Below are 2934 nucleotides of genomic sequence, written 5' to 3'. Positions count from 1 at the left end.
ACGCCAGTTGATATTTTAGTGTATGGGCCAGAAGAGTTTCAAGAACGTGCTAGCCGTAATGTAACTATGGAACATAAGATTGCACTAGAAGGGACCGTCCTATATGAGAAATATTGAGGATCTAAAAGAGTGGGTATCCATTGCAAAATCCGATTTGGATTCTGCTATTTACTTATCTCATATGAAACCTTTCCCTACTGCAATTATTTGTTATCATAGTCAACAATGTGTGGAGAAACTCCTAAAAGGATTTCTTGCACTAAACGGTAGACCAGTCCCTAAAACTCATAACCTTTTAATGCTGCACAAATCTTGTTGTAGAATAGATGAGAAGTTCTCATTGATTTTAGAACAATGCGTGCAGCTGAATGGTTATGCTACTGACATTCGTTATCCATATTTTGAAGCCCTTACCGTTCAAGATGGATTAATAGCTATACAGCATGCTCAAAAAGTAATGCGTTTTTATAAAAAGACCTTAAACAAGCTAAATATAAATGAAATCGTAATCGATTAAAAATAGAGGAAATACATAAAAGAGAGTGCCTTACTAAGTTTTATTTAGATTCAAGAAATTTGAATCCATATTTGTTTCAACAAGAATAAATATATAATGTTACACATTATATAAGAAAAAAAGAAAAGGATAGATACAAGCAGAATAATTCTGTATGTACTATCCTTTTTTTGTATCACAAATGACCTCATTTACCACAACATTTGTATTGGCTGTCATCAAGTAAGTGTACCACCAGCATTTCGGAAATAACCAGGCTAAGAAAAATAAATACCAAAAAGCTAATTCTTTCTTAATATATAGATAGAATTAGCTTTCTAAATTTTTTAAACTATGTAATCGCTCTGTTTGTTCTACTTAGTTTGGAAGTAGTAAGGAGCTACTAGTCTTTTTTCTAATAAATTTTGAACACCATCAGGGAAATAAAACATAATTTCTTCAGCTTCTTTTATGTTTATCCAACTAATATCAGCAATTTCATTTTTGTCTTGAATAGATATTTCGCCTCCGACTATTCTAGCTACAAAAGTGAATATTACAGCATGTGCATGTGGAAAAAACTTTTCATTAATAGCAAATACATCTTTAATTTCTACTTTTAACCCTGTTTCTTCAAATGTCTCACGGATAACTGCCTGTTCCAAAGTTTCTCCACTTTCTCTTGCCCCTCCTGGGAGGCTCCATTCACTACCATTTTCACGTTTGTTTCCGACCATAAGAATTTTTCTGTTTGTATCATCATAAATAAGTGCATATACTACATCGACTCGTTCCATAATTTTTCCTCCATTAAAAAATTGAAATTTATATTATACCTTATTTTAATGAAATCTTTTAAATTTAACTAGCACTTAATACAATACAACTTATCGAAATGGTCTATCTAATTTCGAATACAATACAATTTAAATTAGTGTTACAATGATTCGAAAATCCTTAGCGTGTTTTTTCCATTTTGCGATCTGTACCCCAAGTAAAACCTTGGTTGTTGAAAAAGAATATTTAATGAAACTTAGGGTGATTTAACCAAGAGAACTTACTTAAATTTCATAAATTGCTCCTCTATCCAAGTTCGATTGTTTTCTGCAATATATTGCTCCGCCAAGAGTAGTCGCTGTACAAGTTCTTTTTTTGACATTTTCATATACTTTCTTTTGGCATTTTCTATGTTTCGTTCTGCACTTATGCGGCGATAATCAACAGGAGGAAAGGCAACAGAACGCTTTTGTAGAGACTGATTAGAATTTGATTTTTTCTTGTATGTTTTGCTGTGTTGTTTATAATACTCATTCAATTGGGGATTTGTCATAATTGTGTTGGGGTGAATCCCTTTTCCTTCTGAATCAATCTCTTTGGACTTGTCTTATGATGAATGGTGAGGATAAAATGCTAAACCAGCTAATAAGTGAGGGGTATACGGACTATGCTTATCTACAATCTTGGAAAAGCTTCTTACGTTCCATTAGAAACGATATTCGTTATCGGAATATAATGAATAGGCGCAGGTTACAAACACTCCTTAGAAACGAAAATAAAAGGGATTCAGACTTATTTTCAATTCATAATCATGCTGAATACGACTATATTATGTTTGATCGCACAGAAAAAGGAGATTATGCACCAGGAGGACTTACAGTAGAAGGTCGAAGAATGCTTTTAGAGTATTTACTTTTTACGCAGCAAGAGATGAATACGATTCTTATATCTGAAGAAGAGATCGAAGCTATTCTTCAAGCCTGGTATGAAACGGATGGAATTAGAGTATATCGAGATGAATTGGAACCTGTACACCACGCATATCTAGGTGAATTGGTGTTCAAGCCCGATTGTACAATAAATGAGGAAAAAACAACGTCTCCATTTCCCGTATTTTTTGTAGAAATAGATATTCATCTAGGAAAGCAGGAACTATTTCGTTGGATTAAAGAGCGGCAAAGAATTACACACCAAAACTTTTTCTTCTTTCCTTCAAATTATTCAAATGAAGTTGCAAAATTAACATGGAACAAGCTAACCTTTGTTGTATCTAGGATAGATATAACAGAAGCAAGGGACGCTGAACGAATTGTTCGTCATTGGTTAGGGATTGATATGTACCATGGAAAGAGGAAAGAACAACATAAACAAATGATTATTCAACTATTAATCCAATCCATGAAGAATGAACAATTGTTTAAAGAAGATGAAAAAGCTAGTACGAAGCTTTTGTATGCTTCAGAGTTTACAAATAGACTTTCTAGATTAATAGAAACAGAGGAAATACTATCCGAAGAGACAAACCATCTCTTGGCAAAAGTACTTAAGGAATTAGGAAACGAGGCATTTCCAATAGATTAATATTTGAACTACCTCCACTTTCACTTCGTTTAGAAGTGAGGGATTCCTAAGTAAAGAGTTCTATCGAACTCTAATTGATT

Annotated in this window: 2 protein-coding genes and 2 pseudogenes; 3 read left to right on the top strand and 1 reads right to left on the bottom strand. The window is 33.2% G+C overall.

All coding sequences use genetic code 11. From position 1 onward, the window contains the following. Positions 1-117, top strand: a pseudogene (locus tag C4S65_RS33825) (nucleotidyltransferase domain-containing protein); the annotation flags it as partial. Further along, positions 104-517, top strand: coding sequence for a HEPN domain-containing protein (locus C4S65_RS33820; RefSeq protein ID WP_098436937.1), 414 nt, complete (start codon positions 104-106; stop codon positions 515-517). The pseudogene C4S65_RS33825 and the gene C4S65_RS33820, both read left to right, overlap by 14 nt. Positions 518-870: 353 nt before the next feature. Here the strand turns inward: C4S65_RS33820 and C4S65_RS33815 are convergent, their stop codons facing one another. Continuing rightward, on the bottom strand, positions 871-1293 hold the full coding sequence (locus C4S65_RS33815) for an NUDIX hydrolase (protein WP_000442633.1): 423 nt from the start codon (positions 1291-1293) through the stop codon (positions 871-873). A 577-nt stretch (positions 1294-1870) separates the two neighbouring features. On the opposite strand from C4S65_RS33815, the pseudogene C4S65_RS33805 reads away from it, so the two are divergent. Next, positions 1871-2854, top strand: a pseudogene (locus tag C4S65_RS33805) (hypothetical protein); the annotation flags it as partial. Between the last annotated feature and the right edge of the window lie 80 nt (positions 2855-2934).

Origin of the sequence: Bacillus sp. ok061 (assembly GCF_900108285.1) — a bacterium.
Classification (GTDB): domain Bacteria; phylum Bacillota; class Bacilli; order Bacillales; family Bacillaceae_G; genus Bacillus_A; species Bacillus_A thuringiensis_S.
Note: the sequence above shows the minus strand (reverse complement) of the source record. Positions and strands in the feature narration are given on the sequence as shown.